27 protein-coding genes are annotated in these 24,399 nt (G+C 74.0%); 14 read left to right on the forward strand and 13 right to left on the reverse strand.

Going from position 1 to position 24,399, the window contains the following annotated elements; translation table 11 throughout:
* The first annotated feature begins 45 nt into the window (after nucleotides 1-45).
* Complete coding sequence (locus tag FE634_RS01150) at nucleotides 46-792, forward strand: SDR family oxidoreductase (RefSeq protein WP_137292947.1); 747 nt, start codon at nucleotides 46-48, stop codon at nucleotides 790-792.
* 16 nt (nucleotides 793-808) lie between these two features.
* Here FE634_RS01150 and FE634_RS01155 read toward each other — a convergent pair whose 3' ends face one another.
* From FE634_RS01155 to FE634_RS20860, 4 genes are all read right to left on the reverse strand, one after another.
* Nucleotides 809-1,381, reverse strand: a complete 573-nt coding sequence (locus tag FE634_RS01155; RefSeq protein ID WP_138874850.1) for a TetR-like C-terminal domain-containing protein — start codon at nucleotides 1,379-1,381, stop codon at nucleotides 809-811.
* A complete protein-coding gene (locus tag FE634_RS01160; RefSeq protein WP_148240261.1) occupies nucleotides 1,374-2,213 on the reverse strand; it encodes an alpha/beta fold hydrolase in 840 nt (279 codons plus the stop codon). Before FE634_RS01160 ends, FE634_RS01155 begins: the two co-directional genes overlap by 8 nt.
* 70 nt (nucleotides 2,214-2,283) lie before the next feature.
* On the reverse strand, nucleotides 2,284-3,318 hold the full coding sequence (locus tag FE634_RS01165; protein ID WP_148240262.1) for an HNH endonuclease signature motif containing protein: 1,035 nt from the start codon (nucleotides 3,316-3,318) through the stop codon (nucleotides 2,284-2,286).
* The gene (locus FE634_RS20860) at nucleotides 3,200-3,511 is read right to left on the reverse strand and encodes a hypothetical protein (protein ID WP_187366792.1); all 312 of its coding nucleotides are present in this window, start codon (nucleotides 3,509-3,511) and stop codon (nucleotides 3,200-3,202) included. The genes FE634_RS01165 and FE634_RS20860 overlap by 119 nt, the downstream gene beginning before the upstream one ends.
* A gap of 120 nt (nucleotides 3,512-3,631) precedes the next feature.
* Between FE634_RS20860 and FE634_RS01170 the strand changes: the two genes are divergently transcribed.
* The 4 genes from FE634_RS01170 (at nucleotide 3,632) to FE634_RS01185 (ending at nucleotide 6,611) form a co-directional block, all read left to right on the forward strand.
* A complete protein-coding gene (locus FE634_RS01170) occupies nucleotides 3,632-4,522 on the forward strand; it encodes a hypothetical protein (protein WP_187366793.1) in 891 nt (296 codons plus the stop codon).
* Nucleotides 4,523-4,645: 123 nt separating this feature from the next.
* Entirely contained in the window at nucleotides 4,646-4,900 is a 255-nt protein-coding gene (locus FE634_RS01175; protein WP_148240264.1) for a PspC domain-containing protein, read from the forward strand.
* 113 nt (nucleotides 4,901-5,013) lie between these two features.
* Nucleotides 5,014-5,373 (forward strand): hypothetical protein, encoded by a 360-nt coding sequence (locus FE634_RS01180; protein ID WP_148240265.1) that lies wholly within the window; start codon nucleotides 5,014-5,016, stop codon nucleotides 5,371-5,373.
* 110 nt (nucleotides 5,374-5,483) lie between these two features.
* Nucleotides 5,484-6,611 (forward strand): winged helix DNA-binding domain-containing protein, encoded by a 1,128-nt coding sequence (locus FE634_RS01185; protein WP_262347531.1) that lies wholly within the window; start codon nucleotides 5,484-5,486, stop codon nucleotides 6,609-6,611.
* Here the strand turns inward: FE634_RS01185 and FE634_RS01190 are convergent.
* The gene (locus FE634_RS01190) at nucleotides 6,595-7,530 is read right to left on the reverse strand and encodes a LysR family transcriptional regulator (RefSeq protein ID WP_148240266.1); all 936 of its coding nucleotides are present in this window, start codon (nucleotides 7,528-7,530) and stop codon (nucleotides 6,595-6,597) included. The genes FE634_RS01185 and FE634_RS01190 overlap by 17 nt on opposite strands.
* Before the next feature lie 82 nt (nucleotides 7,531-7,612).
* Between FE634_RS01190 and FE634_RS01195 the strand changes: the two genes are divergently transcribed.
* The gene (locus FE634_RS01195) at nucleotides 7,613-8,842 is read left to right on the forward strand and encodes an MFS transporter (RefSeq protein WP_222847649.1); all 1,230 of its coding nucleotides are present in this window, start codon (nucleotides 7,613-7,615) and stop codon (nucleotides 8,840-8,842) included.
* Between the two features lie 27 nt (nucleotides 8,843-8,869).
* Here the strand turns inward: FE634_RS01195 and FE634_RS01200 are convergent, their stop codons facing one another.
* Nucleotides 8,870-10,054, reverse strand: a complete 1,185-nt coding sequence (locus FE634_RS01200; RefSeq protein WP_137292938.1) for an ROK family transcriptional regulator — start codon at nucleotides 10,052-10,054, stop codon at nucleotides 8,870-8,872.
* Nucleotides 10,055-10,222: 168 nt separating this feature from the next.
* Here FE634_RS01200 and FE634_RS01205 point away from each other — a divergent pair, with 168 nt between their 5' ends.
* From FE634_RS01205 to FE634_RS01215, 3 genes are all read left to right on the forward strand, one after another.
* A complete protein-coding gene (locus FE634_RS01205; protein ID WP_222847650.1) occupies nucleotides 10,223-11,437 on the forward strand; it encodes a sugar ABC transporter substrate-binding protein in 1,215 nt (404 codons plus the stop codon).
* A gap of 161 nt (nucleotides 11,438-11,598) precedes the next feature.
* Nucleotides 11,599-12,378, forward strand: a complete 780-nt coding sequence (locus FE634_RS01210; RefSeq protein WP_137292936.1) for an ATP-binding cassette domain-containing protein — start codon at nucleotides 11,599-11,601, stop codon at nucleotides 12,376-12,378.
* Nucleotides 12,378-13,802, forward strand: coding sequence for a sugar ABC transporter permease (locus tag FE634_RS01215; RefSeq protein ID WP_138874857.1), 1,425 nt, complete (start codon nucleotides 12,378-12,380; stop codon nucleotides 13,800-13,802). Before FE634_RS01210 ends, FE634_RS01215 begins: the two co-directional genes overlap by 1 nt.
* 55 nt (nucleotides 13,803-13,857) lie before the next feature.
* Here FE634_RS01215 and FE634_RS01220 read toward each other — a convergent pair whose 3' ends face one another.
* Both FE634_RS01220 and FE634_RS01225 read right to left on the reverse strand, forming a co-directional pair.
* Entirely contained in the window at nucleotides 13,858-14,427 is a 570-nt protein-coding gene (locus tag FE634_RS01220; protein ID WP_137292934.1) for a TetR/AcrR family transcriptional regulator, read from the reverse strand.
* Nucleotides 14,428-14,544: 117 nt separating this feature from the next.
* Entirely contained in the window at nucleotides 14,545-16,221 is a 1,677-nt protein-coding gene (locus tag FE634_RS01225; RefSeq protein WP_187366794.1) for an ELWxxDGT repeat protein, read from the reverse strand.
* Nucleotides 16,222-16,397: 176 nt separating this feature from the next.
* Between FE634_RS01225 and FE634_RS01230 the strand changes: the two genes are divergently transcribed.
* Together FE634_RS01230 and FE634_RS01235 are read left to right on the forward strand one after the other, a co-directional pair.
* Complete coding sequence (locus FE634_RS01230) at nucleotides 16,398-16,580, forward strand: hypothetical protein (RefSeq protein WP_137292932.1); 183 nt, start codon at nucleotides 16,398-16,400, stop codon at nucleotides 16,578-16,580.
* A 111-nt stretch (nucleotides 16,581-16,691) separates the two neighbouring features.
* Entirely contained in the window at nucleotides 16,692-17,987 is a 1,296-nt protein-coding gene (locus FE634_RS01235) for a serine/threonine-protein kinase (protein ID WP_138874859.1), read from the forward strand.
* 33 nt (nucleotides 17,988-18,020) lie between these two features.
* Here FE634_RS01235 and FE634_RS01240 read toward each other — a convergent pair whose 3' ends face one another.
* The 3 genes from FE634_RS01240 to FE634_RS01250 are packed head-to-tail and all read right to left on the reverse strand — an operon-like array spanning nucleotide 18,021 to nucleotide 20,531.
* On the reverse strand, nucleotides 18,021-18,407 hold the full coding sequence (locus FE634_RS01240; RefSeq protein WP_138874860.1) for a cupin domain-containing protein: 387 nt from the start codon (nucleotides 18,405-18,407) through the stop codon (nucleotides 18,021-18,023).
* Between the two features lie 14 nt (nucleotides 18,408-18,421).
* Complete coding sequence (locus tag FE634_RS01245) at nucleotides 18,422-19,090, reverse strand: helix-turn-helix transcriptional regulator (RefSeq protein WP_138874861.1); 669 nt, start codon at nucleotides 19,088-19,090, stop codon at nucleotides 18,422-18,424.
* Nucleotides 19,080-20,531 carry an ATP-binding SpoIIE family protein phosphatase gene (locus tag FE634_RS01250; protein WP_137292928.1) on the reverse strand — a complete coding sequence of 484 codons (1,452 nt, stop codon included), beginning with the start codon at nucleotides 20,529-20,531 and terminating at the stop codon, nucleotides 19,080-19,082. The genes FE634_RS01245 and FE634_RS01250 overlap by 11 nt, the downstream gene beginning before the upstream one ends.
* 125 nt (nucleotides 20,532-20,656) lie before the next feature.
* Between FE634_RS01250 and FE634_RS01255 the strand changes: the two genes are divergently transcribed.
* Entirely contained in the window at nucleotides 20,657-20,965 is a 309-nt protein-coding gene (locus FE634_RS01255; protein WP_170981483.1) for an STAS domain-containing protein, read from the forward strand.
* Nucleotides 20,966-20,970: 5 nt separating this feature from the next.
* Here the strand turns inward: FE634_RS01255 and FE634_RS01260 are convergent, their stop codons facing one another.
* Nucleotides 20,971-22,131 carry a PP2C family protein-serine/threonine phosphatase gene (locus tag FE634_RS01260; protein ID WP_148240269.1) on the reverse strand — a complete coding sequence of 387 codons (1,161 nt, stop codon included), beginning with the start codon at nucleotides 22,129-22,131 and terminating at the stop codon, nucleotides 20,971-20,973.
* Nucleotides 22,128-22,925 (reverse strand): alpha/beta fold hydrolase, encoded by a 798-nt coding sequence (locus FE634_RS01265; RefSeq protein WP_148240270.1) that lies wholly within the window; start codon nucleotides 22,923-22,925, stop codon nucleotides 22,128-22,130. The genes FE634_RS01260 and FE634_RS01265 overlap by 4 nt, the downstream gene beginning before the upstream one ends.
* 114 nt (nucleotides 22,926-23,039) lie before the next feature.
* On the opposite strand from FE634_RS01265, the gene FE634_RS01270 reads away from it, so the two are divergent.
* Entirely contained in the window at nucleotides 23,040-23,933 is an 894-nt protein-coding gene (locus FE634_RS01270) for a hypothetical protein (RefSeq protein WP_138874863.1), read from the forward strand.
* 39 nt (nucleotides 23,934-23,972) lie between these two features.
* Nucleotides 23,973-24,398, forward strand: a complete 426-nt coding sequence (locus FE634_RS01275; RefSeq protein ID WP_222847651.1) for a GAF domain-containing protein — start codon at nucleotides 23,973-23,975, stop codon at nucleotides 24,396-24,398.
* Nucleotide 24,399 lies beyond the last annotated feature (1 nt).

Below are 24,399 nucleotides of genomic sequence, written 5' to 3' on the forward strand. Positions count from 1 at the left end.
CGATCGGTGTTGGAGGCCCGCGCCGCCGCGAACCACGATCGAGGCATGACTGACGACACCACTCCCACCACCGACACCAAGAAGATCGCGCTGGTCACCGGCGCCAACAAGGGCATCGGCTACGAGATCGCCGCGGGCCTGGCCCGCCGCGGCTTCCGCGTCGGGGTCGGCGCCCGCGACGCCGGCCGCCGCGAGGACGCCGTCGCCAAGCTCCGCGCGGAGGGGCACGACGTGTTCGGCGTGCCGCTCGACGTCACCGACGACGCCAGCGTCGCCGCCGCCGCGGCCCAGCTCGAGGCCGAGGGCGGCCTCGACGTCCTCGTCAACAACGCCGCCATCACCGGGGGGATGCCGCAGGAGCCGTCGCAGGTGAGCGCCGAGCAGGTGCTCCGCGTCGTCGACACCAACGTCATCGGCGTCCTCCGGGTCACCAACGCGGTGCTCCCGCTCCTGCGCCGCGCCGCCTCGCCGCGGGTCGTGAACGTGTCGAGCACCGTCGGCTCGCTGACCCTCCAGACCGCCCAGGCGGACGCCGTCGGGCCGATCTCGGCGGCCTACTCGCCCACGAAGTCGTACCTCAACGCCATCACGATCCAGTACGCCAAGGAGCTCGCCGGCACCGGGATCCTCGTCAACGCCGGATGTCCGGGCTTCGTCGCGACCGACCTCAACGGCCACCGGGGCACCCGGACGCCGGAGCAGGGCGCCGCGGTCTTCCTCGAGCTCGCCACCCTCCCCGACGACGGCCCCAGCGGCACGTTCCGCGACGCCGACGGCATCCAGCCCTGGTAGGACCTTCCGCCCGGGGTCACCGCGTGCGCGTGGCGCGCAGTCCCTGGTCGACGAGGTCGACCATCCAGGCGAAGCTGTCGTCGACGTCGGTGTCGAGGCGGAAGCCGCCCTCGACCTCCAGGACGGCGAAGCCGTGCAGCATGCTGCGCAGCGTGCGCAGGGCGTGCACCTCCTGGTCGGCGTCGAGCCCGTAGCCGTGCAGCACGGCCGAGAACGACTCGAGCATGCGGTCGATGGCGGGGGCGAGGGCGTCGTCCGGCCCCGTGGGACGCACCGTGTTCCCGGCTGCGTACCGGCCGGGGTGGGCCCGGACGTAGGCGCGCATCGCCCGGGCGGCCGCGACCAGGGCCTCGGTCCCGGCCCGACCCTGGGTGGCGTCGCGCAGGGCGTCGCCGAGCTCGGTTGCGGCCAGCACCGCGATGCGGTGCACGAGGTCGGCGTGGCCGCCGACGTGCTTGTAGAGCGAGGGGGTCCTGACGGCGAGACGCTCCGCGAGCAGCCCCATGCTGAGCTGGGAGAACCCGACCTCGTCGGCCAGCGCGGCCGCGGCCTCGGTGACGGCGGCGGGGGTCAGGCCGGCCCTAGGCACGGGGCAGCACCCGGGCCAGGAACGGCAGGGTCACCGCGACCACCTGGTCGGGGACCTCGGCGTGCGGGTAGTGGCCGGCGCCCTCCAGGACCGTCAGCTCGCCGAGGCCGTCGGGCAGGTCGTCGATGATGCGCTGTCCCTCGGCCCGCGGGTCGGCCCAGTCGGGGTCGGCGCTGCCCTCGACGACCAGGACCGGGCAGCGGACGTCGGCCAGGCGCGCACCGGCGTCGGTCGGCTTCGACCTGGCCATGGCCTGCAGCGCCTTCATCCGGCCGGGCTCGGCCAGGGTGGCGTCGATGCGCGCCAGCTCGGCGTCCCAGTCGGCGGGCTTGGCGGGGTAGGCGAGGTCGAGGTACTTCCGCCAGCTCGCGCGGCTCCCGGTGAGCAGGGTCCGCCCCAGGTGCAGGGTGCCCCTCCGGTAGCGCCTGACCCTGAGGAAGCTCCCGACCGGGAACGACTGGGCCCGGGTGAAGGGAGCGAACTCGACGAGGCCGGCGACCAGCTCGGGTGCGGTGGCGGCGGCGATCGTCGCGGCTCCGCCGCTGATGGACTGACCGACGATCACGGCCGGCCCGCCACCCAGGTGGCGGACCAGCGCGACCAGGTCACCGGCGATGTCGGTGCGGCTGTAGCCGTCCCACCCGAGACTGGACTCGCCGCAGCCGCGGAGGTCGACCGAGGCCACGCGGTAGCCCGCCTCGACAAGCGCGGGGGCGACGAACCGGTACGAGTGCCGGCTGTCACCCATCCCGTGGGCGAGGACGACCAGCGGCCCCTGCCCGACGACGTCGTGAGCGAGGCGGTGGTCGCCGAGGTGCAGGTAGTCGGTCATGGGGACTCCGAGGGTTCGAGGTTGACTAGTGACATTAGCCTAAGGCTAATGACGTTAGCCGTCAAGGGTGTCAGGTTCGCAACGGGTGGGTGTCTCCGGTGGCGTGGGTCTGGTGGTGGTGGAAGGGGCAGAGGAGGACGGCGTCGCGGGTGTCGGTGGTGCCGCCCTCGGACCACGGGACGGCGTGGTGGGTGTGGCAGTACGCCGCTGGTGTGGTGCAGGTCGGGTGTTGGCAGTGCTGTTGCTCGAGAGTGAGGGCGAGGCGTTGGGCCGGGGTGTGGAAGCGGCGCTTGCGGCCGAGGTCGAGGACCTGGCCCTGGCCACCCAGGGCGGCGGGGATGATGCCGGCCTCGCAGGCCAGGCGGCGGGCTTCGGTGGGTGAGAGCGCGGTCCCGGTGTCGAGGTGGGCGGCTGCGAGTCCTCCGTTGAGCGTGTCGAGGGTCATCGTCACGACCACCGTGGCGTTGACCCCGCCCATCGCGGGCAGCTGGTCGGCGGGGTAGCGCTCGACGTACTCGCCGAACGCCTGCCCGAGGCGTTCCGGGGTCGGCTTCTCGTGGTCGTAGGAGCCGGCGCCGTGCTCGGCGCGCACGTGCTTCGGAGCCGCGATCGCGGAGAGCGCCTTGCGCAGCATCCAGGCCTGCGCCGACGGCAGGGTGAACCGGCCGTGCGCAAGCCCCTCGCCGTCGTCCCACATCGCGAAGCGGGTCCTCTTCCGGGCCCGGGCCTCCTCGGCCTCGAGCAGGCGGGCCTCGTGCTCGTCGGCCTTGTCGAGGTCGAGGGTCTCCAGGATCCGCCGACCCAGGGTCTTCAGGTCGTGGGCGTCGTGGTGGGCCGCCTCGTCGAGCAGGTGGGCCTCCGCCTTCTCGCGCCACGAGAAGTGCTCGCCGTCGAGGTCCCCGACGGCAGCGGCGATGACCTTGGCCTGCTCGCCGTGGACCCGACCGGACGCCATGGCGGCCCGGACCGATTCGTGGGCGGCCAGATCATCGGCCAGCCGAGTCTTCCGCGCTGCCTCGGCGCCGGTCACCCGGGTGGTCCGAGCCCAGCCACGCCGCGAGCGACCGCGCCCCGATCGAACCCGGCAGGTCAAGCACCCCGGCATGGCCGACGACGCGGGCCTCGAGCTCCTGCACCCCAGCCACGAGCCCGGCCAGCCGCGGCACCAGGTCAGCCGTGGCGGCGGCGTCCAGCGACCAGGTCGGAGCGTCCACGAGGCCCGCGAGCTCGGTCTCGAGCAGCGCGACGAACCGGGCGACGGGGTGCCCGTCGTGACGGTCGCCGGGGTGCTTGCTCATGACCTGATTCTAGGCGCCACCACCGACAATCGAAACTGTGTTCGACCAGCCTGTGGAGGAGTCACCTGGCTCATCGATCAACTCTCTGCCGAGGGCTGTCGCGTCGCCTACGGTGACCCGGTGCTGAAACGGTCGCGGGTCCTGGGTCCCCTCCTCGTCGTGCTCCTGCTGCTGGTCGGCAGCGGGGTGACCGGGCCCGCGCGCCCGGCGTCCGCTGCGGTCGCCGGGCCTGCGGCGACGTCCACCACCGGCTCGGCGCCGGGGTTCCGGTGCGTCATGGATGCGTTCGGCCACACGACCTCCGGTCGGATCATGTTCCGGCGCGTGGTGAACGCCCGGGTGACGGTCTCGAGGTCGACGCGCGAGCGACTCGACTGGCGACCGATCTCGTGGGCGCTGATGAGCTCCGCCTCCGAGCCGGGGCACGAGACGACGCGGCAGGTGGTCGCGGCGACCGACGGCAAGGTGCGCGTCGTCGAGACCGCCTGGGACGGTCGAGACCGCCTGGACGTGCGGGTGATCAAGGTGATCGGTCACGGGTACCCCAGCCGCCTGGTCACCTTCGACACCCGCCGCCTCTACTGGGTCGCCCCCGACGGGTCGCTGCAGCGCGCGACGTGGACCGGTCGAGAGCTCGCCAACCGGACCACCGTGCCGGTCTCGATCGACGGCGCCACCGCGATGACCTCGTTCCTGACCGATCGCGGACCCCGCATCTACTACACCGACGGCTCCGGCGACCTCCACGTCGTCGCCGACGAGGGGCCACGCTCGACCGACACCGTGCTCGGTTCAGCGGGCCACGACGTCACCACCGGCCTGCGCGCCGGCACCTGCACGTCGCCGGACCTCACCGAGGTCCGCCCCTACGTCGGTCTCCTGTCCGTCGACCGCAGGACCGGTGTCGGCCACTTCCAGCGGGCCCTGCGGCCGGAGTCGCTCGACGACAGCGACGTCACCACGCCGGTGCGGGTCACCCCCTCGGACTGGACCTGGCGGCGCCTGGGGTGAGTCGCGGATCCCTCCGGCGACCCCGAGCGACGACGCGGGGGAAGAGCCAGGGCTGTTCCCGATGGTGGGCGGGGCCCGGATGACGCAGGCTGGAGGAACCAGTCGACCCACCGGAGGACCACCATGACCGACATCCGTTCCAGCTTCGCCCGTCAGGGCCTCGTGCGTCCCCGGGACGGCCAGGTGCTCGGCGGCGTCTGCGCCGGCATCGGGCGCCGGCTCGGACTCACCCCGTGGACCACGCGCCTGCTGTTCGTGCTGGTGCTGATGGTCCTGCCCGGCAGCCAGCTGCTGGTCTACCCCGTGCTGTGGATCCTGATGCCGACCGAGGACGCCGCCACCGCGGCAGCCGCGCCGGCGACGTGCTCGGCCGCCTAGGCGCACCGCCGGAGCGCGACGGGTCGCACGGGCCGGCCGGGACCCTGTTTGAAGTCCCGCGAACGCGGGCACACGCCAGCCCGACCACCCGTCACACCACCCCAGGAGAATCTGTGTCCCTGCGTCGCGCGGCAGCCGCTGCCGTTCTGTCCACCGCCCTCGTCAGCACCGCCGCCCTCGCCCCGGCCGGCGCCGCGACGGTCGACGCCTCGTCCGAGCGGGCCGCCGCGAAGGGCTGCGTGTCGAAGCCCGAGTACCGCAAGATCAAGAACGGCATGACCATCGCCAAGGTCAAGCGGATCACCGGCACCGCCGGCACGCAGGTCAGCAAGACGCCCCTGCCCGACGGCAAGTTCGTCGTCGGCCGCGCCTACAAGGTCTGCACCTCGAAGAACGGCGCCGTCGGCATCGCCTTCACCAACCAGAACAGCAAGAGCTACAAGGTCGCCTCGAAGTCCGCGGTCTGGGGCTGAGCGCCACCCGTTGACCCAACGGCGCCCGGGGTGGACACCACGAGGTGTTCCGCCCCGGGCGTCGGCGCACCCGGACGTGTTCCGTCCGGATCTGCTGCCAGGCTCTCAGGATGAGCACAGCCCCCGAGCCGGAGATGTCGGTGTCGTGGCCCCAGGCGCTGGCGTGGCGGATGGGGCGCCACCTCCTCGAGCCGGTCGGCACCGCGTCGGTGGCCGACGTCGTCCGGCGACTGGGTGCGGTGCTCGCGCTCGACGGCTCGCTGGCCGAGCTGGCGGTCCGCTCGCGGCGCGCGGACTCGCGCAGCGGTGAGCTGGCGGCGGCGTGGCACGCCGGCGAGGTCGTCAAGACGTTCGCGTTCCGGGGGTCGATGCACCACCTCTCGCCCGCGGACGGCGGCACCTACCTCGCGCTGCGGGCGGCCGGTCGCCAGTGGGAGCTCCCGAGCTGGGTCGAGCACTACCGCCTGCGGCCCGGGGACTGGCCGGACTTCCGGGCCGCCGTCCGCGAGGCGCTGTCGGCCGGGCCGTCGACCGTGGCCGAGCTCGGCGAGACACTCGTGGCCGACCGGCGCTACCGCCACCTCGGGCCGACCTTCGCCGCCGGCGCCGGCACCCTGGTCAAGCCGCTGTGCTGGCAGGGCGACGTGAGCCTCGGGCCGCCGCGCGACGGGGCGACGACCCTGCAGCGGCTGGACACCAACCCGCGCTGGGCGGGGATCCCCGACCTCGACGAGGCGGGCCCGCGGGCGGTGCTGGCCTACCTGCGCACCTACGGACCGGCCACGCCGGAGCACGTCCAGCACTGGCTCGGGGACGGCCTCAGCGCGGGTCGCAAGCGGCTCTCGGGATGGCTCGCGGGCCTGGGTGACCGGCTGGTCGCGGTCGACGTCGACGGGACGACGGCCCTCGTCGCGCGGGAGGACGCCGACCCGCTGGCGGCCGCGTCGCCGAGCGAGGTGGTGCGGTTCCTGCCCGGCCACGACCAGTGGGTGATCGGCCCGGGCACCCGCGACCCCCACGTCACGCCGCCGGCGCGGCGCGACCTGATGACCCGCAAGGCCAACCCGGTCGTGCACGGCGGCGTCGTCCGCGGCACCTGGACGGCGCGCGGGGACGACCTCGTCGTGACCTGGCTCGACGAGCGGCCGGCACCGGGGGAGGCCGTCGTCCGCGAGGCCGACCGCCTCGCCGGACTGCTCGGCCGCGACCTGCGCCTCACCGTCACCCCGGCGACGTAGCCGGCGGCCGGTCCCGCGCCCCCGAGGGCCCCGGCTGCCGGGCCGGGCCCGACCCCACGAGGGCCGCCACGAGGGCCCGCGCCGCCGCACCCGGGCCGTCGTGGCGTCGGGTGCAGACGGCGACCGACCACGGCGCGGGACCGTCGACGAGGTCGACCCGGACGCAGCCCGGGGCCTCGACGACGTCGGGGACCACGGCGACGCCCACCCCCGCGGCGACGTAGCGCGGGACCGAGGGCAGCTCGGCCACCTCGACCACGAGTCGCCGCCGCACCCCCCGCTCACCGAGCGTGCGGTCGAGCAGCACCCGGTTGCCGTAGCCGGCCAGCGTGTCGACCCAGCCCTCGTCGGCGAGCTCGGCGAGGCGGACCCGACGCCGTCGCGCCAGTCGGTGACCGGGCGGGACCAGGACCACGAACGGCAGCGCCACCAGCGGCACCGAGACGAGGTCGGGGTCGCTCCTGTCGGGGAGGGAGGAGAAGGCGACGTCGAGGCGGCCGCGGCGCAGGTCGTCGACCAGCCCGGTGGACCCGTGCGGCGAGGCCGACAGGACGAGGTCGACGAGCGGGTGCTCGGCACGGAACGTCGCCACCACGTGCGGGAGGTCGACGACGTCGAGCCCCGCGAAGGAGCCGAGGCGGACCCGCCCGCGCAGCTGCGCGTCGTCGTCGGCGGCGACGTCGTGCATCCGCGTCGCCGCGGCCAGGAGCGCCCGGGCCTCGGGCAGCACCCGCTCCCCGGCCTCGGTCAGGCGCATGCTGCGCGTCGTCCGCTCGAACAACCGGGTGCCGAGCTCGTGCTCGAGGCTGCGCACCCCGGCCGAGACCGTCGACTGCGCGGCGTACAGCCGGCGGGCGGCGCGGGTGACGCTCAGCTCCTCCGCCACGGCGACGAACTGCTCGACGGCACGCTGGTCCATGAGCCCATTATGCGGCATCGACGAATAGTCTTCGCGACATCTTTCGTTGGACGTGGACAGTCGGTCGGCGCAGACTCGAGGCGTGAACACCACCACGATCCACGTCGTCCCCGCTCCCGCCGTCACCGGCTCCGCACGCCGCCACGCGGCGGGGTACTGGGTGGTGGCGCTGGCCTTCCTCACCGTGATGGCGTTCGCGACGGTGCCGACGCCGCTCTACGCGATCTACCAGCAGGAGGCCGGGTTCGCGCCGGCCGTGGTGACCGTCGTCTTCGCCGCGTTCGCGGTCGGGGTGATGGCCAGCCTGGTCCTCGCCGGGCACCTGAGCGACACGCTCGGACGCCGTCCGCTCATCCTGCTCTCGATCGGCCTCGAGGTGGTCTCGGCCCTGGTCTTCCTGACCTCCACCTCGCTCCCGGTCCTGCTCGTGGCCCGGCTGGTCTGCGGCATCGGGATCGGCACGCTGACCGCGACCGCGACGGCCCACCTCGGCGAGCTCCGCTCGGTCGCCGCGCCGGGGGCCGGCCCGCGGCACGCCGCCACGGTCGCCGGCCTGGCCAACATCGGTGGGCTGGCCCTCGGGCCCCTGGTCGGGGGACTGCTGGCCGAGCTCGCGCCGGCACCTCTCCACACGCCCTACCTGGTGTTCCTGGTGCTCCTGCTGGTCGCGGCCGCCGCCGTCGCGACGGTGCCTGAGACCGTCGCCCGGGCCGGGACGCAGGTGCCCTACCACCCGCAGCGCGTCGCCGTGCCGCCCGCGGGACGTCCGGCCTTCCGGGCGGCGGGGGCGAGCGCCTTCACCGCCTTCGCCGTGTTCGGCATGTTCACCGCCCTGGCCCCGACGTTCCTCGTCACCGTCCTGCACCGGACCGACCACCTGCTCGCCGGCACCGTCACCTTCGCGGTCTTCGCCGCCGCGGCCGCGGCCCAGGTGCTCGCCGGCGGCTGGACGCCTCGCCGCCAGGTGGTGGCCGGCGCCGCGGCGCTCGTCGCCGGGCTCGCGGTGGTCGTCGTCGGCGCGGTGGACGCGCAGCTCGCGACCTTCCTCGTGGGGGCCGTCGTGGCCGGCGCGGGCGTCGGCCTGGTGTTCCGCTCGGCCGTGGTCCGCGCCGGTGCCCTGGCCCCGGCCGGCCAGCGGGGCGAGGTGCTGGCCGCCCTCTTCCTGACGGCCTACGCCGGCCTGACCGTCCCGGTGCTCCTGACCGGTGTGGCGCTGCTGTTCCTGGGCCCGGTCACCGTGCTCGCCGGGTTCGTGGTCGTGACCAGCGCGGCCGTGCTGGCCAGCACCGCCCACAGCCTGCGGTTCGTCTGACCCGCCTCGGTCGCAGCCGACGCGGCGTCAGTCGGCCGGCAGCAGGTCGGTGCGCTCGGCGGCGAGCAGGACGGCGCCGACGAGCGAGGCGCGGCGGCCGAGGCTGCTGGCCACGACCGGGGTCGCGGCGACGGCGTCCAGGGCGTGCCGGCGCAGGCCGACCCGGGCCGACTCGAGGAGCAGGTCGCCGGCGCGGGCCAGGTCGCCGCCGACGACGATGAGGGCGGGGTTGAAGAGGTTGACCAGGCTGCCCAGGCCCCAGCCGAGGTGGAGGCCGGCGTCCTCGAGGCTGCGCAGGGCCGACACGTTGCCCCGGCGGGCCTCGTCGATGACCTCGTCGAGGGTCGCGCCCGGCATCTGGGTGGCCATCAGCTCGAGCACGCTGCCCGTGGAGGCGTAGGTCTCCAGGCAGCCGCGACTGCCGCACCGGCAGACCGGTCCCTGCTCGTCGACGGTCAGGTGGCCGACCTCGCCGGCCGTGCCGCTGGCGCCGTGGAAGAGGTGGCCGTTGATGATGATGCCGGATCCGACGCCCGAGGAGAGCTTGAGGTAGACCGAGGTGGCGTGGCCGCGGGCGCTGCCCAGCCGGTGCTCGGCGAGGGCGCCGAGGTTGGCGTCGTTCTCGATGTGCACCGGGCCCGCGAAGCGCTCCTCGGCGACCTGGCGGGCGTTGACGCCGACCCAGCCGGGGAGGATCGCGGACGAGCGGACGACGTCGTCGATCACGGGCGCGGGCAGGCCGAGGCCGGTGGTCCGCACCGAGCCGGCGTCGAGGCCGAGCCCCGCGAGCAGGGCGTCGAGCATGTCCGCCGCGCACGTGAGGCCCTCGTCGTGCCCGTGCGCCGGGTCGAGGGGGCGGTGCTGCTCGCCGAGCAGCTGGCCGGTGAGGTCGCCGACGGCGACCGAGACGTGGCTGTGGCCGAAGTCGATGCCGGCGACCACGCCGGCGCCCGGGGCGAGCTGCACCGTGGTGCCGCGGCGGCCGCTGCCCGGCACGGTCGTGACCAGGCCCGCCGCGGCGAGCTCGCGCACGATGCTCGACACCGTCGCCGGCGCGAGCCCGGTGGTCCGGGCCAGGTCGGCCTGGGTGATGTGCGGCTCGTCGGTGTGGTCGAGGTCCGCGCCCTGCGCCTGGAGCACGTCGAGCACGCGCCGCTGGTTCGCCGTGCGCAGCGAGGCGGTGGAACCCGGGGCCGGGTCGACGGACGACATGGCCCGAACTGTGCTGGACGACCCATCTTGTCGTCAAGGTGTGGTCGATAAACCGCCGAATCGCCGATCTTCGGCGATTTTGCGTTCATGTCTTGACGACTACCGCGTGACCGACAACACTTCGAGCACCAGTGGCGCCCGTCGCCCGAACTCATGCAGGAGGAATCCGTGTCTTCATTCATCCGCCGCGCCGCCCTCGCCGGGGCAGCGCTCACGCTGTCCGTCGGACCGTTGGCGGCCTGTGGCTCCGACGACGGCGGCGACGACGGCGGCGGCGGGGGTGCCGGCGGCAGCGCCGACATCACCGGCGCCTGCAGCCTCGACAGCCCGCCGATGAGCGAGGCGAAGATGCCCGAGGGTGGCGACGCCGGCAAGGCCACCGGCAAGGTCGGCGTGATCCTGCCCGACACCACCTCGTCGACGCGCTACGAGACCTACGACGCCCCGCTGCTCGAGGAGGCGCTCTCCGCCGCCGGGCTGACCCCCGACATCCAGAACGCGCAGGGGGACATCAACAAGTTCACCTCGCTCGCGCAGAACATGATCGGTGCCGGCGTCAAGGTGCTCATCATCGACTCGATCGACGCCGCCTCCGGCGCCGGCGTGGAGAAGCAGGCCGACGAGGCCGGCGTCCCGGTCATCGACTACGACCGCGTCAACCTCGGTGGCACCGCGCCCTACTACGTCTCGTTCGACAACGAGGACGTCGGCCGCCTCCAGGCCCAGACCCTGGTCGACTGCCTCGACGCCAGCGGTGCGGAGAACCCGAACATCATCATGATGAACGGCGGCACCGACGTCGACAACAACGCCGTCCTCTTCATGAAGGGCGCCCACGCGGTGCTCGACCCGCTGGCCGACGAGGGCAAGCTGACCATCACCCAGGAGGCGACGGTCAAGGGCTGGAAGGTCGAGAACGCCGCCCCGACGTTCCAGCAGGCCTTCACCGCCGTCAACGGCGAGGTCGACGGCGTGCTCGCCGCCAACGACGACATCGCCAACGCCGTCATCGGTGTGCTCAAGACCAACGGTCTCGACGGCAGCGTCGTCGTCACCGGCCAGGACGCCGGCGTCCAGGGTCTGCAGAACATCATCACCGGCACCCAGAGCATGACGGTCTTCAAGGACGTCAAGCTCGAGGCGAACGCCGCCGCCCAGCTCGCCATCGCGGTCGCCGCCGGCACCGACCCCGCCGACGCGGGTCTCGAGCTGGCGCCGTTCGAGGACCCGGAGGCTCCCGACCACGACCTGCAGGCGCTCCTGCTGCCGGCCCAGGTCATCACCCAGGCCAACGTCGCCGACGTGATCGACGCCGGTGCGCTCAGCGCCGACGAGATCTGCCAGGGCATCGAGGCGGACTGCGAGGAGCTCGGGATCTCCTGATCCCGTCCGGGAGCCCTCGGGCGCCCGGCTCCCAGCCCCACCCAGCTGCACCCAGCTGCACCCAGCTCCACCCAGCGCCACACGGTGGCCGGGCCGACCGGCCCGGCCACCGTCGTGCGCGCCCCTCCCGCACCTCGCACGCTCATCCGAAAGGCCGGACCGTGTCCGAACCGCTCCTCTCGGCCCGGGGGCTCAACAAGAGCTTCGGGCCCGTCCACGTGCTGCACGACGTCGACTTCGACGTCTACCCCGGCGAGGTCACCGCGCTCGTCGGTGACAACGGCGCCGGCAAGTCGACCCTGGTGAAGTGCTTCGCCGGCATCAACAGCATCGACTCCGGTCAGATCACCTTCGAGGGCCAGCCGGTGACCATCGCCGACCCCCGCGCCGCCAGCGGCCTCGGCATCGAGTTCGTCTACCAGGACCTCGCGCTGGCCGACAACCTCGACATCACCCAGAACATGTTCCTCGGCCGCGAGATCCGCACGATGGGCATGTTCCTCGCCGACGGGCAGATGGAGCGCAAGGCGCGCGAGACCCTCGCCAGCCTCTCGGTGCGCACGGTGTCGTCGGTGCGCCAGCAGGTCGCGAACCTCTCCGGCGGCCAGCGCCAGACCGTCGCCATCGCCAAGGCCGTGCTGTGGAACAGCAAGGTCGTCTTCCTCGACGAGCCGACCGCTGCCCTCGGCGTCGCGCAGACCCGTCAGGTCCTCGACCTCGTGCGGCGCCTGGCCGACCAGGGCCGCGGCGTCGTGCTGATCTCGCACAACATGAACGACGTCATGGAGGTCGCCGACCGGGTCGCCGCGCTCTTCCTGGGCCGCGTCGCCGCCGAGGTGAAGACGACCGACACGAGCACCACCCAGATCGTCGAGCTCATCACGTCGGGCCGCACCGGCGACCTGGGCCTCAGCAAGGCAACCGCGAACGAGGTCATGTGATGAGCACCGAGACCCCCTCTCCCAGCCTCGACAAGCCCGAGCGCGCCGGCGAGTTCTCCCTCGACGTCGAGGAGCGCTCCATCGGCGGCGCCCTGACCGGCTGGGTCACCAAGCTGCGCACCGGCGACCCGGGGGCCCTGCCCTCGGTGCTCGGCCTGGTCGTGCTCGGCGTGATCTTCATGCAGGTCAGCGAGGCGTTCCTGACCAAGTACAACATCGGCAACCTGCCCGGCCAGGGCGTCTACATCGCGGTGATCGCGATGGGCCTGGTCTTCGTGCTGCTGCTCGGCGAGATCGACCTGTCGGCCGGCACCGCCGGTGGCATGTGCGCGGCCCTCGCCGCGGTCGCGGTCTTCGACGGCGACCTGAAGGACGGTCTGCCGTCGTTCATGTACTGGGCGCTGATCGCCGGGCTGCTCGTCGCCATCGGCCTCGCGGTCTGGGTCCACGCCTGGTCCGCCGCGGTCGTCGTCCTGGTCGGGCTCGTGCTGGTCGCGACCAACCAGACGCAGCACCTGGTGCTCGCCCTCGTGGCCGCCGTCTGCATCGGCACCGCGATCGGGGTGGCCAACGGCATCCTGGTCGCGAAGGTCGGCATCCCCAGCTTCGTCGTCACCCTCGCGCTCTTCCTCGCGTGGCAGGGCGTGCTTCAGTTCGCCCTCGACGGCCGCCCGGTCAACACGTCGAACTACGACTTCTGGCACGACCTGACCTACGGCACCCTGAGCCCGACGCAGAGCTGGGTCTTCACCCTCGTCGTGGTGCTGGGCTACCTCGCCTTCACCCTGGTCACGACCCTGCGCGCCAAGGCCGCCCACCTGACCCACGACGCCGTCAGCCTGGTCCTGATGCGCGGCGGCATCATCGCCGCGGTCGGCATCGTGCTCACGATCCTGGCCAACCAGAACCGCAACCCCAACCCGCGCTCGCGGCTGGTGATCCAGGGCATCCCGTGGGCGGTCGTGATCGCGGTGCTGCTCATGATCGCCTGCGCGATCGCGCTGACCCGCACCACCTGGGGCCGGCACCTCTACGCCACCGGCGGCAACGCCGAGGCCGCCCGCCGCGCCGGCATCGACGTCGTCCACATGAAGGTGACCGCCTTCGCGCTGTGCTCCGCCTTCGGTGCGATGGGTGGCGTGCTGCTCGCCTCGTCGCAGTCCTCGGCCTCGCTCGACCTCGGCTCGGGCAACGTGCTGCTCTTCTCGGTGGCGGCCGCCGTCATCGGTGGCACGTCGCTCTTCGGTGGCCGCGGCAAGCCGCGCGACGCCATCCTCGGCGCCCTGGTGATCGTGATCATCCCGAACGGTCTCGGCCTGCGGCCCAGCCTGGGAGCCCAGTGGCAGCAGGTCATCACCGGCGTCGTGCTGCTGCTCGCCGCCGCGATCGACGCCGTCTCGCGACGGCGGGCCCGGCGCTCCTGACGGCACGTGACGGGTCGGTCACCGACCCGTCACGCGCCGTCCCCGGGTGGGGGCCTCAGCGCTCCGGTGGCGGGGCCACCGAGCGGACCCACATGCGCGCGATCTGGTCGACGCACGAGTCGTCGAGCCGGTAGAGCGTGAGGGAGAAGATCACCGCGGTCCCGAGCGCGGTGCGCGCCACGAGGTAGTCGAGGTCGGGGTCGATCTCGCCCCGGTCCAGGCCCCGCTGCCAGATCGGCCGCATGTACACGTCCGAGGACCCGCCGACGGTGTCCTGGAACACGCGGTTGGCGGCGTCGTCGGCGATGGCCCGTCCGACCTGCGGCCCGAGGGTGGCCCGGATCGTCGGGGTGTTGACGGTGGGGACCACGCCCCGCACCACCGCCTGGATGTCGCCCAGCAGGCTCCCGGTGTCGACCGGCTCGACCGGGATGGAGGCGCGGGCGTTGACCGCCATCACGACCTCGTCACGGTTGGCGTAGCGGCGGTAGATGGTGGGCTTGCCCACCCCGGCTCTCTCGGCGATGGCCTCCATCGTCAGCCCGGCGTAGCCGTGCTCGGCGATGAGGTCGTCGGTCGCGTCGAGGATCCGTTCCTCGATGAGCGGGTCACGCGGGCGGGCCATGGGTCCTCCTGGTCGTCGCAGCCATCGTCCACCGTGGGTGGTGGGGCCGTGGTGTCGGGCATGCCGACAGCGGCCGGGCCCGAGGGGCCCGACCGCTGCGGTCGTCGTCGATGGTGCTCAGCCCTTCGTGACCTTGCCGGTCGCGGAGGACGTGCGCTCCACCGGGTTGTGGCCGGCCAGCGCGCCGGTGACGCGCACGCGGATCTTCTTGCCCCGGTCGGCCTTCTTGACCTGGTAGGTCGTCTTGGTGGCCCCGGCGATCGGCTTGCCGTTGCGCAGCCAGCGGAAGGTCAGGGATGCGCCCGGCTCCCACGAACCGGCCTTCGCGGCCAGCTTGGAGCCTGCGCGCAGCTTGCCCTTGGTCTTCTTGGTGATCTTGGGCGTGGCCGCGTCGACGGTGAACCAGCCCTGCACGTCGTGCGCGACCAGCGTGGGCTTGCCCTCGACGAGCGTGCGGAACACGACCCGGGGTCCGACGGCGACCAGGGCCTGGGCGCTGCCCTGGTTGCCCGGGACGACGTCCTTGACCTGGTCGGTCCCGCCGGCGGTCCCGTTGCTCACCCAGGGCTCGGTGCCCGTCGCGGCGGTGTCGCCGCCGAAGGCGAGGAAGCGGCCGTTGGCGACCAGCGGGCCCACGACCCCGTTGTCGGTCCCGGCGGCGATCTCCTCGACCTTGACGGTCCCGGACTCGGTGCCGTCCGAGGTGTAGAGCTCGCGGCCGGAGCCCTGCGTCTCCGCGACGAAGTAGGCCCGTCCCGCGACGTCGACGATGTCGGTGGGGTTGCTGCTGAAGGTGGCGATGTCGCGCACCAGCCCGGTCGTCGCGGCCGTGCCGGCGGTGGCGAGCAGCTCGCGGCCCTTGCCGGGCAGGGTGCCGGCGTAGAAGACCTTCGACCCCACGCGCGCCAGGTCGTTGATGGTGCTGTCGGCGGTGCCGGGAGTGGCGTCCTCGACCAGGACGGTCCCGGCCGGGGTGCCGTTGCTGCGCCACAGCTCCCGGCCCTCGTCGGGTGTGTCGGCCGTGAACACCACGGTGCCGCCCGCGAGGTGGGTGATCTCCTCCGGTGCGCTCGACTTGACGCCCGGGACGATGTCGATGAACTGGGTGCCACCGTCGGTCCCGTCGGTGCGCACGAGCTCGGAGCCCACCCCGGGGGTGAACGTGTGGAGGAAGGCCACGCCGTGGGCCGCGGTGATGTCGGAGATGATGCTGCCGTTCACGCCCGGTGTCAGGTCCTCGACCAGCTCGGTCGTGGCCTCGGTGCCGCGGCTCGTCCACAGCTCGGACCCGTGGAACCCGTCGGTCGCCTTGAGGAGCAGCCGGTCCCCGAAGGCGGTCAGCTCCCCGGGGGAGGAGCCTCCGGCGCCCGGGTGGATGTTCTCGACCAACGAGGTGCCGGCCGCAGTGCCGTCGGTGACCCACAGCTCTCTTCCGGCGGGGAACGTCGTGGCCACGAAGTACACGCGCGAGCCGACCCGGGTGAACTCCGCCGGCGAGCTGTCGCCGGCGCCGGGGGCCAGGTCCTTGAGCATCGTGGTGCCCGCGGCGGTGCCGTCGGAGATGAACGGCTCGAGACCGCCGGTCTCGGCCTCGGCGGCGAACAGGAACCGGTTGCCGAGGACGGCGATCTCCTGGTCGGCCGACATCGTGGTGAAGGTCTTCACGACGGTCGGCGAGGTGTTGCCGTGGGCCGAGGCCGGCGTCGCGCCGGCGGTCACGGCCAGGGCGGCCAGTCCGACGGCGGCGGCGCACAGCCCCGCCACGGTGGTGCGGGGGTTCGGGTGGGCATGCATGGTGTCTGTCTCCTGAGGTGGGTGGTTCATGTTTAGTTACGTGTCGTAACGTAATGGAACGGAGGGAGGAGCGCCAGGGGGTTCCACCACTGGTCTGGACCACCCGCCCCGGCGACGGCGTCGGACCTGCCCCGCGGGGTGGACCGGGCCGTCCGCGCGGTCCGTACGGTCGGGGCATGACCTCCGAGCAGCACGAGCCCGAGTCCGCCGCCGACACCGCGCCTGGGGGCGACGTCCCGGGCACCGAGGGCGGCAACCCCATCGCCGGCGTCGAGATCGACGAGGCCGAGGTCGAGCAGGCGGTCGAGCCCGACGACAACGCCTTCGAGGTCGACGGGCCGCAGGCCGGCCACGCCTGAGACCCGCGGTCGGGGAGCACGCCGGTCGACTCACCTCCAGGGGCGGAGCGACCGCGTCAGGCGACGGTCACAGTGGACGGGTTGTCCGTCCAGCCGAGGGAGCCCGCGCCGATGACCAGCGACCCCGACCTCCTGGGTGACCGCTACGAGCTGGGCGCCGCGCTCGGTCGCGGCGGCATGGCGGACGTCGTCCGAGCCCACGACCGGGTGCTCCACCGCACCGTGGCGGTCAAGCTGCTCCGCGGGATCGACGAGGTCGAGCGCGAGCGCTTCGCGGGCGAGGCCCGGCTGCTGGCGATGCTCAACCACCCGAACGTCGTCACGGTGCTCGACGCGGGCGTGGCCGGGGACCGGCCGTGGCTGGTGCTCGAGCTCGTCGACGGAGTGCCGCTCGACGAGCTCCTCGCGCGCGACCGGCCCGACCCCCGGCGGTGGGCCACGATCGGAGCCGGGGTCACCGCGGCCCTGGCGCACGCCCATGCCCACGGCATCGTCCACCGCGACGTCAAGCCGTCGAACGTGCTGGTCGCCGCCGGCGACCGCCCCAAGCTCACCGACTTCGGCATCGCGCGCCTCGCCGGGTCCGAGGCGTCGCTGACCCTCACCGGCCACACGATCGGGACGGCCGCCTACCTGGCGCCCGAGCAGGTCGCCGGGGAGGCGGTGTCGACGCCGGCCGACGTCTACGCCCTGGGGTTGGTCCTGCTCGAGGGACTCACCGGGCGGCGCGAGTACGACGGCCCGCCCGTCGAGGCCGCGCTGGCCCGCCTGCAGCGCTCGCCCCTGGTGGCCGCGTCGCTGCCGCCGGGGTGGGCCGGCCTGGTCTCCACCATGACCGCCCGCGAGCCGGCCGACCGCCCCTCCGCCGCCGAGGTCGTCCTGCGCCTCGAGGTGCTCGCCGGGCGCGCCGGGGCACCGGGACCCGCGCCGGTCACCGCGCCGGTCGCAGCGCCGGTCGCAGGGCCGGTCGTGGCACCGGTGCCCGTGACGGCGGTGCTCGACGTCGCCCCGGGGCCGCCGGTGGCGCGACGCCGCCGGGTCGCGCTGGTCGCCGTGGCCGGTCTCGTCGCGCTGCTCCTCGGCGTGGGCTACCTCGCCGCGGCCGGCGGTGAGGACGGCGAGCCGGCTGCCGGGTCGACCGGGTCGCCGTCGCCCTCCGCGTCGGAACAGACGACGACGAGCATCCCGCGACCCTCCGCCACCGCGCGGGCCACGAACCCGCCGCCGTCCTCGGTCACCCCGGACGGCCCGGGCCCGGCGACGTCGAAGGGGAAGGGCAACTCGAAGTCGAAGGGCAAGTCGAAGTCCAAGGGCAAGTCGAAGTCCAAGGGCAAGTCGAAGGGCAAGGGCAAGTCGAAGTCCAAGGGCAAGGCGAAGGGCAAGGGCAAGTCAAAGGGCAAGGGCTGAGGCCAGGCCGGGCCCGTCCGGGTCCGCGTGGCGTCAGCCGGCGGGCAGCAGCACGTAGAGCTTGCGCAGCGCCTCGGTGACCGTCCAGGTCGTGCGGTCGCCGGCCCGCAGCCGGACGACGACGCCGGGCCGCAGCGCGAGCTCGCTGCCGTCGTCGAAGCGCACCGTGCCCCGTCCGGCAAGGACGACGAAGAGCTCGTCGGCCTCGGCGTCGACGTCGGTGCCGGGCGCCGCCTCCCAGAGGCCGATCTCCCAGCTGCCCGTCCCGTCCTCGCCCGCGATCAACGTGGCCGAGGCGGTCGGCATCGGGCCCCCGTCGGCACCCCCGGCGGCAGTCCCGTCGGGATCGCCGGCCAGCGGAGCGGTGAGCGCGTCCGGGCTGAGCAGCCGTGCGTCGGCGAGCGTGGCCGGTGCGGGCATCGGGCTCCTCCGGGTCAGGTGTCGTCGGCCGGGCCGTGGCCCGGGCGGGCCTGGCCGAAGCCGTGGTGCACGCCCCACAGCACCGCCTGCGGGCGCCGGGTCACCCCGATCTTGCGGTAGGCGGTGCGGATGTAGGTCTTGACCGAGTTGATGCTGAGGTACAGCCCGCGCGCGATCTCGTCGTTGCTGAGGCCCTCGGTGATCATCTGGAGGATGTCGACCTCCCGGGCGGTGAGGCCGTCGACGACGCGGGTGCGGGCTCGGGCGGTCGTGTCGCTGGTGGTGCTCACCACGAACGCCGTGCGCTGCCCGGACTGCACGGCCCGCAGGGTCTGCAGGATCCGGGCGCCGGACAGGTCCTTCGAGAGCAGGCAGCAGGCGCCGTGGGAGCGCGCGGTGGCCTCGGTGTCGCCGCGCACCGACCACGAGAAGCCGACGAGCGCCGGGGTGGCGGCGTTCGCCTGGGCCCCGAAGCCGGCCGGGACGCCGTGCAGCGGGTCGTAGAGGACGACGTCGACGGTCGACAGTCCGCGCACCGTGTCGGGCAGGTCGACGACGGTGACGGCGGAGTCGGCCGACCGCAGCAGCGCCTTGACGCCGGCGACGACGACCGGTGCGTCGGGCGCGACCGCGACGCGCAGGGACCGGCGCGGGTTGGTCGGGAGGGCGACCTCAGGAGGCATGGTGGACGACGCCGGCGCGCTCCAGCTCGACCTGGGGGGCCGAGCCGCGGCGGGCGTGCAGGACGACGCCGGCGTGTCCTGCCGGGTCGGGAGCGGGGCGGCCGACGAGGTCCGCGAGCAGGCGGAGGCCGCCGGCCGAGAGGTCGGTGACGTCGCTCAGGTCGATGTCGATCGGCTGGGTGCCGCCCCGGGAGGCCAGCAGCAGCGCGTAGGTGATCTGGTCGACCTCGTCGTGGCCGAAGAAGCCGGCGAGGCGAACCGCGCCGAGCCGGACCTGCTCGACCTCGAGCGCCGGCGGCGCGACCTGGAGGAGGGGGACGGGCGCCCGCTCGATGACCACCGGGCGCGACAGGCGGTGGCGGAGCCGGGCGTGCGTGCCGTGCTCGTCGGAGGTGAGGCTCATGTCGTCGACCAGGCCCGCGGCCATCGCCAGCCCGCGTCCGCGGGCGACGTCGTCGGACGGCACCCGCCACCGGCCGTCGTCGGTCACGTCGACCACGACGTCGCCGGTGGCCTGGTGCCGGGCTCGCAGCACGACCCGCCCGTCGGGGTCGTCCGGGGGGTGGGCGTGCTCGACGGCGTTGGTCACCAGCTCGGTGGCGGCGTGCACGAGGCACAGCGCGTCCATCGCCGGTGCACCGAGCCGCGTCAGCCAGTCCTCCAGCGCGACCCGGGCGCGGCGCCCGGTGGTCGCGTCGAGGGAGAGGTCGAGGTCGAGGTCGCCGGTGCGCGTGGTGCGTCGCTCGGCGGCGAGCACGGCGACGGCCCCGCGGGTCTGGGCCGCGACGGTCGGCCGGGCCACGGCCGAGCAGGTGGCGGTGGCGTCGCCGACGACGCGCGCCCGGTCGAGCAGCGCGGTGGCGTCGTCGACGCGACCCGGCGCGGACGTCGAGATGTCGGGGGAGTCGAGCAGCACCAGGTCGCCCTCGCCGAGCCGGTGCCGGCCGACCTGCGGACCGTCGAGGGTGCCGAGCGGGCCCGCCCCGGTGCGGGGCAGGCGGACGCTGGTGCCGTCGGCCGCGGCCACGACGGGCGCCTCGTGGCCGGCGGTGACGTAGGACAGCGAGCCGCCCTCGGGGTCGAGCAGGGCGACGACGACGGCGGCGCCGCGCGCGTCGCGGGTGTTGCGGGCGTGCAGGTCGGCGAGGTCGAGGGCGGAGGAGACGTCCTCGTGGCAGAGCAGGCCGGAGCGGATCACGGCGCTCAGGCCGCTGGCGGCGGCGACGGCCTCGAGCCCGCCGCCGGGGACCTGGCCGATCGACAGCGCCACCCGGCCGGAGCGCAGGACGGTGACGTCGAACCACGCACCCGTCGCCTCGCCGATGTCGGCACCCACCGAGAAGTGGGCCGCGACGTCGAGCATGGGCAGCACCGGAGCACCGGTCGGCAGCACGACGTCCTGCAGCGCGGCGATGAAGTCGTCGAGGTCGTCCTCGTTCACGGAGCCTCTCCCGTTGCGGTGGTCAGGAGGGCTCTGTCGCGGTGTTGCACCCCGGTCACGGTGCCAGAGGTGTGGTGAGCGAGGTTCACCCCCTGGGTTGGTCGTGGGCCGCGTATCCTCGTCCCGTGCTGACGGGTCCCTTTGAAGTCGAGTTCGACGAGTCCACGCAGATCCTGGCGGTCAGCGGTGAGGTGGACGAGTCCACGGCGGTCGCGTTGCGCGACGCCCTCGACGCCGCCACCGCGACCTACCAGCGCTCGGTCGTGGTCGACCTGAGCTCGGTCGGCTTCCTGCCGAGCGTCGGGGTCGGCGTGCTGGCCAAGGCCCTGCAGCGGGCCACCGGGGCCGGCCACCCGATCGAGCTCCGCGCCGAGGCGGGCTCGATCGCCCAGCGCGTGCTCCAGGTGTGCGCCCTGCCGCACAGCCAGGGCTGACGGGCTCACCGGACCGTCCCGTCCGGTGCCGACGGGTACAGCGTCAGCACCGCGATGTCGTCGTGCGGGAAGCCGCGCTGGTAGTCGATGGCGGCCGCGACGACCCCCGCGCTGACCCCGTCCGGGTTGCTCGCCCGTGACCGGACGACGTCGCGGACGGCGTCCTCGCCGAACAGCTCGCGGTCGCGCCGCGCCTCGGTGACGCCGTCGGTGAGGAGGGTGACGAACTCGTCGGGTGCGAGGCGGTGGGTGAACGTCGTGAAGTGCGGGTCGTCGACCAGCCCGATCAGCGACCCCGGTCTGCCGAGGTCGACGAGGGTCCCGTCACGTCGGCCGAGGATCGGGAGGGGGTGCCCGGCCGCCGCCCCGGCGATCGACCAGCCGGCGTCCCCCTCGGTGAGACGCAGCAGGACCGCGGAGCAGAACCTCTCCGTCGGCCGGGCGTGCAGGGCGCGGTCGAGGGCGTGCAGCAGGTCGGCCGGGTCGGCGAGCTGCATCGCGAGGTCGCGCACCGTGTGCCGGATGAACGCTGTGACGGTCGCGGCGTGCACGCCCTTGCCCGCGACGTCGCCGAGCACCACCACCCAGGTGGACGGGGCGATGCTGAAGACGTCGTAGAAGTCGCCGCCGACCTCGTCGCCGTCCCCCGCGGGTCGGTAGACCGCCGACACCTCCAGGCGCGGGATGACCGGCGGGACCGGGGGGATGAGCGTCTGCTGCAGGGTGCGGGCGAGCTCGTCGGCCTGCGCCCGCGCCTTCTGGGCCGCCCGGGTCGCCCGCAGCAGCTCGGTCTCGTAGCGGCGCCGCTCGAGGGCCCCGAACAGCACCACCCGGATCGTCGCGCGCTCGCCGGTGCGGTCGAGGACCGCGTTCATGAGCACGGGGATCCGCGCGCCGTCGGTGGCCACGACGTCGAGCGCGACCTCCTCGACGTGCCCGTTGAGGTCGAGCATCGGCATCAGGTGCGTCTCGCTGTAGATCCGGCCGGCGAGGCTGAGCAGGTCGGACAGGGAGCCGGCCAGGAGGGTCGCTCGAGGGTGGCCCAGGAGCCGCACGAAGGCCTCGTTGACCTCGAGGACCTGGCCGTCGAGCCGGTCGAGGACGGCGTAGGCCGCCGGCACCCGGTCGTGCCGGCTCCCGCCGTCCGCGTCGCTGGCGAGGGTCATCGGCCCACGAACCTCCGGATGGCGGCGATGGTCTCGGTCGGTGCGCTCAGGTGCGCGCAGTGCCCGCTGGTCTCGATGATCTCCATCCGCGCACCCGGGATCCGGTCGCGGACGAGCTCACCGGCCGACAGCGGGGCGATCGTGTCGTGGCGGTTCTGCAGCACCAGCGTGGGCACGGAGACGCCGGCCAGGTCGTCGCGGTTGTCGCCGAGGAACGTCGCCGCCGCGAAGTCGTGGGCGATGTCGGGTCGCAGCCGGCAGAAGCTGGCGTCGAGCTCGCCGCGGGCCCCGACCAGCTCCGGGCCGGGCATCACCATGCCGGCCAGTGGCTGCTGCCAACCGAGGATGTTGCTGTCCATCAGGTCCAGCAGCTCGGTGATGTCGGATCGGGCGAACCCGCCGACGTAGCCGTCGTCGTCGACGTAGCGCGCCGAGGGCCCGAGGAGCACCAGGCGCGAGAACCGGTCGGGGTCGGCCACCTGGGCCAGGACCCCGATCATGGCCGACACCGAGTGGCCGACGAGGACGACGTCGCGCAGGTCGAGCTCCTCGCAGATCTCGAGCACGTCGGCGGCGTAGCGGTCGAGGCTGGCGTAGGCCCGGGCGTCGTAGGCCGTCAGGTCCGAGCGGCCCGCGCCGACGTGGTCGAACAGCACCACGCGGAACTCGTCGGTGAACGCCGGCGCCACCCGGCTCCACACGCCCTGGTCGCAGCCGAAGCCGTGCGCGAACAGCATCGGGGTGGCGCCGTCCGGCCCGGTGACCGAGACCTGGTGGCGCGCGACGACTGACACCGCCGCAGCGTAGCGGCGGCGGACGGCGTCCCCGTGGATCGGGCCGGGCCGCGCGCCGCCGGCGCAGGGGTGGAACCGGTGCCGCGCCGCCGACGTCGGAGGATCATGGCGCGGATGAGGACGAAGGTCGGTCGGCGAGCGGTGTCGGCCGTGGTGCCGCGTGCGGCGCTGGGGGCGGTGCTGGGCGTGCTGCTCGGCGGCGTGACCGCGTGCGGGGACGACGTCGCGGACGACGCGAGCGCCCGCGACGCACCGTCGGGCTCCTACGCGCCGGCGGCCACGCCCTACGAGGGGTCGCTCGCGGGCTCGGGTGGCGGCCGGTACGGCGTCGCCGGCGACGTCGTCGACTGCGCGACGGTGGCGGCCGGCTTCGACCACGGTCCGGGTCCGCTCGCGGAGGCGGCCACCGCCGACAGCGTCGGGGCCGCGGTCGAGACGGCGTACTCGGAGGGCCTGCAGCTCGACGCGCCCCGGGTCGACCTCGCCCTGGCCCGCGCGGAGGACGACCGCCGGCTGCTCACCTTCGAGGTCGGTGGCCGGGTGCTGATGGCGCTCGTCGTCCGCGACGGGCTGGCGTCCGAGGGCGCCGGCGGGCCCGGCTGGTACGTCCAGTCGTGGGCCCGCTGCGACTACGCGGAGTTCCCGGCCGACGTCGCCGAGGGCATGGGGGTGCTGGTGTGGGCCGGGGCCGACGGCACGCCGGTGCCGACGTCCCGGGTCTACTCCCACCCCGGCCCCGAGCACTGCGGCTGGCAGTCGATGACCTTCCTCGCCGTCGACGACGGCCGGCGCACCGGGGCCTCCTACGTCCGGGAGCCGATCCCGGAGCTGGAGCCGCACGTGGCCGTGCCCTACCGCGCGCGGACGGCGCTGCCCGCCGACGCCGTCGACACCGGGTGGGAGCGTGCCGGCGACCACCTGTGGCTCTCCGCGGACCGCGACGTGGCCTACGTCGGTGCCGGCGACCGGGTCGAGGCGTGGCCGCGGTTCGAGACGGGCTGCGAGTAGGCGCCGGGTGCTGCGTCCCCGAGGTGGTAGGACCAGGACGTGACCACACACGTCTACCGGGCACCCATGCGCTCCCGCGTCGTGCCGGACGACGGGCGCCGGGCCGTCGGCCGGGCGCTGGCCCTCGGCGTCGTCGGCGTCGGCGGCCGGCTCGACGCCGAGCCGGCCGACCTCGCGGCCGCCGTCGCGGCGGTGGCCACGCGGCACGACGAGCGGACGGCGGCCCGGCTGGAGCGGTTCGCGGCGGTCCCCGACGGGGCCGAGGCCTGGACGAGGGACGCCGACGGCGTGTTCCACCGCGGAGTGCTGACCGGTGGGTGGCGCCACGACCCCGACCCGCTGGCGTGGGAGCTGGACCTCACGCACGTCCGGCCGTGCCGGTGGGACGCCGCCGCGCCACCGCCGGCGGTCGTCGAGGCGTTCGCCCGCGGGGGGCTCAACTTCCAGCGGGTCCGTCGCGCCTGAG

This window comes from Nocardioides sp. S-1144, from assembly GCF_005954645.2.
Lineage (GTDB): Bacteria > Actinomycetota > Actinomycetes > Propionibacteriales > Nocardioidaceae > Nocardioides > Nocardioides dongxiaopingii.